Genomic DNA, 6,439 nt, shown 5'->3' on the forward strand with positions numbered 1-6,439 from the left:
ACTCAGATAGAGGTATACAATATACATGTGAAGCTTATAGAGCAGCTACACAGGATATGATTAGAAGCTATTCTAAAGGGGCTGTCGCATTAGCGGGTTTAAAAATCTGATATGCTCCCCTTATGGTAGACACATAAAATAATAAAATGTCTATCATAAGGAGGAGCATTTTTTATGTCAAAAAGAATTTCTAATGAAGTTAAATTAACAACTGTTAAAAATATTATGGATAATAAAATTGGTCTTAATGAGGCGGCGCGTAGCCTCGGAATTGCTTATCAGAGTATTCAAAGATGGATAGCTATTTATAAAGGGTGTGGAGTAGAAGGGTTTAGTAAAACAAATGGAAATCACAAATATACATCTGAATTAAAGCAACAAGCCGTTACTGAGTATCTCAACGGTAGTAGTTCTTTGATTGATATATGTATTAAATATAAAATCCGTTCAAACAAACAACTTTTAGACTGGATTTTAAAGTATAATAGTCATAATAAACTTAAAACTTCTGGATGTGGAGGAATAAATTTCTTCTAACTCACATTCAAGAAGCACTGCTGCTTCTCTATGAAATAAACCCTTACAGCTTTTAGCTTTTTCTATTATTTCATTTATAAGCTGTTTATTATTTTTGTTTTCCTGTGCATATTCAAGAGTTGATAAAATTTCTTCATCGTTGATAAATTCAGTTGCCACACTTGACATAACGTTATACATATCCGTCACACACTTCTTTCTTTAAATTACTTTCTTGTATAACTCATCCTGATTTATTATTATCCACTCAAAATCAGCGCAATATTTTAACCTTCATATTGAAATTTTATTTTTTAGAATACATTGTCTTTACACTGATACCCTTAATCATGCCTAATTTCCCTGATAAGGAACTTATAACATCATTACTGGCATCAATTACTACACTTATTACACATACATCTTTTTCTTTGTAGGGAATACCCATTCTTCCAATTATGTATCTGCTGTATTCATGAAGGATATTATTCAATTTTTCAGTGTTTCCCAGGTCCTCCACTATTATTCCGATAAGCGCAATTCTGTTGTCCATACTTTACTCCTCAATTAATATAAATTAACTTTATTTAATATTTTTAATAATAAAATTTCAAAAAAATAATCTCTGTACTAAAAATAAGCGCAGAGATATTAATATCAAAATATTTATAACTAACCCCTTGTTATTTGGGATGAACCCTCATTAATCAGAACGACTTTTTTAACTAAACCTTTTCCATCAGATTAATCTTTAAGTAAGGTTATTTTAATTTTATCATATTTTTCTCATTACTTCAATTTATAAGGTATATACTCATATATTTACAATAAACTTGTAGAAAAATACTGAAAGCAGTTCAATACTAGTCACCACTTTCAGTATTTATAAAAAATTATTGCAGGTATTTTTTATTTCCAAGCTCCGTCGGCATCTAAATTATATCCATCAACTGAAGTGCTATAAGCCATAGAACCATCAGAATATAAATAATACCATGTACTATTTATGTTCTTCCAGCCTATTGCCATATCTCCGCTTTCATTTAGATAATACCATTTATCATTAATAAACTGCCATCCTGTTAACATACTGCCATCTGTATTTAAATAATACCATTTATCATTAATAAACTGCCATCCTGTTAACATACTGCCATCTGTATTTAAATAATACCATTTTTCACTCCAAAACTGCCATCCTGTCATCATTGCTCCATTTTGGTTCATTAAATACCATGCACCATTAACTTGTTTCCATCCTGTTTGCATTTTTCCATCTTCGTTCATTAAATACCATAACCCGCTAACTTGTTTCCATCCTTGAACTGGACTTCCATTTTCAATAAATGACCAGCTTCCATCTAAATTTAGTTTCCATCCATTTTCAACAGTTTTTTCTTCATTTTTATTTGAATTATCTGTCTTATCATTATTAACAGCATTATTGTCTGAACTATTATCATTTACTGAATTATCAGATGTTTTGCTGCTTGATGATGAATGATGTGAAGAAGATGATGAAGCTGTTATTTTTGAAGTTGGTTCTGATGAAACTTCATTGTTAGATGAATCCCTAATAATAACTTTAATATATTTATTCTTATCGCTGCTAGTTAACTTATATTGTTTTTCATCTGCTCCTTCTATTTCTTCATATTCTCCATCTTTAGATGATGATCTGTACCATTGATAAGTTATTCCGGAATTAATTTCATTTCCATCAGCATCTAAAACTTTAGCAGTTAAAGTATATCCTTTTTTAGCTGTTCCGCTTATTTTTACTTTATTTATTTCTGAAACTTCTTGATTCTTGTCATCATCAGGAATTGAATATTCCTGCCATGAATCATTGCTAAATATCATAATTTCTCCAGCTTTTATTTTTAGATTGCCTGTATGAACATCTATTTTCTCAGTACCATCAACAGTTACTGCACTTGAAGTTGTTGCTTTACCATTAAATATTAATGTTGAGTTTTTAAATCCATCAGGCAATGTATAACTGTATAAATCATTTCCCTCAGATACTAATTCAACACCTGGCCATTTTGAAAATTCTTTATTTAAGCTTCCATCTGATTTTTCTGTATAGAAATATATTCTTAAATCTTCCCATCCATTTGAATTTTCAAAATAAGCTTTTGTCAGCTTATCTGCATCATCTTTCTTATCATCAACCGGCTCATCTACATCTGAATTTGTAGGAATATCACTTTCTGAAAATTCTCTCCATTCACTATTTGAATCAAAAATCATTGTTTGTCCATCTGTAATCTTTAAATTTTCTTGTGTTTGAGCTCCATTATTGTTATTATTGAAAATTATATTTGCATTTTCATAACCTTCCGGCATTTCATAACTATATAAATTGTCCCCATGATAAACTAAAGCTTCACCTGGCCATGTAGTAGTAGAACCACCGTCTACCCAGTAATGCACACGAACTTTATCCCAGCCTTGAGAATTTTTAAAATAAACCTTTGTCAAATCTTTTAAAGACTTACTTTCTTCATCATATAACATCGAATGTCCAACTTTTGTTTTTAAATCATCTGTCTGCTGTCCATTACCGCCATCATTAAAAATTACACCTGCTTCTTCAAATCCTCTTGGAAGTGTATAACTGAATAGTCCATTTCCTTCATCTTGAGCTTCTTTTCCAGGCCATGTTGTACTCTTTCCATCAGTATTCCAATAATGAACATAAACTTTTTCCCAATTAGATGTATTCTTGAAATATACTTTAGTGATTCCTGCTTCATCTGACACTACCTCAGGTTCTTCAAGATCTTCTATAGTAAAATCTCTAAATTCTCCATTATCATATATCATTGCTTTTTCTGAAGGCAGTTTTAAATTATCTGTCTTATTAGATCCATCATTAAATATAATATTTGCATCACCATAATTTTCAGGCAGTGTGTAAGAATACAATGTTTCTGTTCCTTCAACCTTAGTCATTGGAATACCAGGCCACTCTTCTATCTTACTGCTATCATCCTTCCACGCATATATATTAGGCTCTCCCCAGTCTGCTGGCTTTCTAAAATATGCTTTTGAAGTTCCATTAAGATATTCTTTCCATTCTCCATCCCAAATCATTGTTGAGTCAGCCGGTGCCTTAAATCCTGTATTTTCTGGAACTTGAACTGTACTGCCTTTAGCATTGAACAATACCATTGAGCCTTCCAATCCTTCCGGTAAAGTATAAGTATATAATCCTTCTTTTCCTTCAACCTCTTTCATTGGAACACCAGGCCAGCTTGGACCACCATTTCCATAGAAATAAACGCAGACATCATCATAATCTTTCCATTCAGCAGGCTTTTTGAAATATACCTTACTAGTTCCATCTTTTATTCCATCTTCAACAGCATCGGTATCTTCATTTATCACACCATCCACATTAGTCCAAGTACTGCCTGATTCGCTATATATTTTCTTATCATTAGCACCCAGACTCAATTCTCCAGTCTTATTATTTCCATAGAACCAGTCATTTATCATAACATTACAGTCTGTGAAGTCCTTTAAATCATATTTATAAGTATTATTTCCGATATAAGTCATCTTTTCTCCAGGCCACGCTGCATTTTCTTCACCTAGTTCATTACAAGCATAAATATAAGCTGTTTTAAAATTGCTATCTCTTTTAAAATATACTGTAGCACATGAATTTTCATCTTTTTTAATATACTTATAAGTTTCTTTTGCTGTTCTGCTGTTCTGTTCATTAGTTGCCTCTATATTTACAGTTATTAAATCACCTGCACTGCTGTCTTTTCCTATAACAACTTTATCTCCATCATTATATGCTGTTTTTACTCCACCATTTATAGAATAAGTAGCTTTTGCTGCATTTTCTGATTTTAGTGTTAATTCTAAACTTTCGCCTGAAAATGACTTATTATCAGGACTTATTGATACCTTAGGTGTTAAAACAGCTTCTTCCTTTTGTCCATTTTTATACAGTACTGTTATTCCCTTTGGAATAGTTCCATTTATCTTTCCATCTTTAACAGTAAATGAAGCATCTTTTTCACCACAGTTACTATAACTGCCATCTTCTAAATTAACATCTATGCTGCTAATTTGTTTATCCTTATCCATATTAACAATTACAAGACCTGCATCTTCTCCGCTTCCCCTTTGAATTATCATTGTTTTTTTATCAAGTTCAACTAACTTTTCTTCTTTGTCTTTCATAGCTATACGGAATTTATTTACTGCTACAACATCTGCATCTCTCCATAAATCATCACCAGCGTCGCCTATATTCCCATCAAGCTTTCCTCTGCCAGCAGGCCTATTAAAGAATAATGGATTAGCATCTGCACGAGAAGCTATAAGTGCCCATCCATATTTAATCTGTTCATCAGTTAAAGCAGTTGATTCCGCGGAATCGTTTGCATAAGTATCATGAGATTCTACCCATGTAATTAATTTGCTCGGATCAACACTATCTGCATCATAATTTTCTATTTTACTTACATCAGGATCACTTCCTAACCCCACCGCTTCTCTTACATTTTTTCCGTAATTACTTGATGTTAAGTTTATATAATTAGAATACTCTTTATAATTATCTGCTCCACCTTGCAGTACTTCACCATATACATATGGTTCTTTCTTATCCTTTGTTCTTAAACTTCCAAAAGCATTAGGCCAGAAGTCACTCTTACAATTACCTTCATCTGTTGGAAGTCCTATATGCTTTGCAGTATCGACACGGAACCCATCTGCTCCACAATCTAAACAATCCTGTAAATACTTATTAAATAAGTTTTGTATATCCTTATTTTCAGTGTTTAAATCGGGTAATCCAACACATCCATGAGTAACTTCAAATCTATCATCCCATGATGCTACTGAATGTAATGGGGTATGCCATGCATCTTGACCTATATTTTTAATATCATCATCTATGTTATCTGGATACTTAGTTGCATCATCATTATCGTTACCTGTATGATTAGCAATAACATCTACATAAATTTTAATTCCTTTTTCTTTAGCCTTATTACATAGATTTATAAATTCTTCTCTATCTCCAAGCTGCTTATTCCCTATTTTAAAGTTTATTGGCTGATATAATATCCACCACCTTTTTGTATCGGTTATACTTCCGTCCTTATTCCCTTGAATTGGAGAAACTTGAATCGCAGTATATCCAGCATTTGAAATTGCATCTAAATTATCCTCTATAGTTTTAAATGACCAATCCCAAGCATGTAGTATAGCACCCTGCTCTTCTTCATAAGTTAGCATTGATGACTCTTCTGACTGAGCTTCTGTTTTTTCGGCTGAATAAGCAGCTATACTAACATTTGGTGAAAAACTCACCAAGCTGAAAAATACAGTTCCTATTGCAATTAATCTTTTAATTTTATTCTTAGCCAATTTTAATCCCCCTAATCTTAATAAGTATTTTTTCGGTACCGTTACCAAAATATTTTTTATCACCACACTTTCATACGATAGTATCTTAAACTTGTAATCTTTGTTTACGATTTCATAATCATATATTAATACTTAACATAACATTTTACAATATTTTTTTCAACTTTTGTAAAATATCACAAAGATAAAGAGGGGGCTGTCGCACTAAAAAATAGTGTGACAGCTTTTTTTAGGTAAAAAATAAATCTCAAACTTCTGAGAGTTTGAGATTTGTGGTAAAATGATTTTATGTTAATAAAAAGAAACATTTTACAAAAAGATTATACAATTAATCAGAAGTTTTATCAATTAAAACTTCCATTAAATATTGATTATATGATTCCTAGTAATGATTCTGTGCGTTTACTAAGTCAGTTTATTGAGGAGATGGATTTAGAAGATTTATATTGATGCTAGAATATAAATAGTACAAGTTGAAAGTGGAAATTTCTCAAAAAGAGATATAATATAATTAAGGTTATTT

Annotated in this window: 3 protein-coding genes and 1 pseudogene; 1 reads left to right on the forward strand and 3 read right to left on the reverse strand. The window is 31.5% G+C overall.

Translation table 11 applies throughout. The annotated features are described in order from the left end of the window. Positions 1–174: 174 nt before the first annotated feature. Positions 175–537 (forward strand): transposase, encoded by a 363-nt coding sequence (locus Q0F58_RS16200; RefSeq protein WP_294378867.1) that lies wholly within the window; start codon positions 175–177, stop codon positions 535–537. On the opposite strand, the pseudogene Q0F58_RS16205 reads toward Q0F58_RS16200, so the two are convergent. The 3 genes and pseudogenes from Q0F58_RS16205 to Q0F58_RS16215 all read right to left on the reverse strand — a co-directional run. Beyond that, a pseudogene (locus tag Q0F58_RS16205) lies at positions 529–717 on the reverse strand ([FeFe] hydrogenase H-cluster radical SAM maturase HydG); the annotation flags it as partial. The gene Q0F58_RS16200 and the pseudogene Q0F58_RS16205 overlap by 9 nt on opposite strands. A 106-nt stretch (positions 718–823) precedes the next feature. Then, positions 824–1,069: a TM1266 family iron-only hydrogenase system putative regulator gene (locus tag Q0F58_RS16210; protein ID WP_294378869.1), complete on the reverse strand. Its 246-nt coding sequence runs from the start codon at positions 1,067–1,069 to the stop codon at positions 824–826. 356 nt (positions 1,070–1,425) lie between these two features. Further along, positions 1,426–5,916 carry a starch-binding protein gene (locus Q0F58_RS16215; RefSeq protein ID WP_294378870.1) on the reverse strand — a complete coding sequence of 1,497 codons (4,491 nt, stop codon included), beginning with the start codon at positions 5,914–5,916 and terminating at the stop codon, positions 1,426–1,428. Between the last annotated feature and the right edge of the window lie 523 nt (positions 5,917–6,439).

It is taken from the genome of uncultured Clostridium sp. (assembly GCF_934754915.1).
Classification (GTDB): Bacteria; Bacillota; Clostridia; order Clostridiales; family Clostridiaceae; genus Clostridium.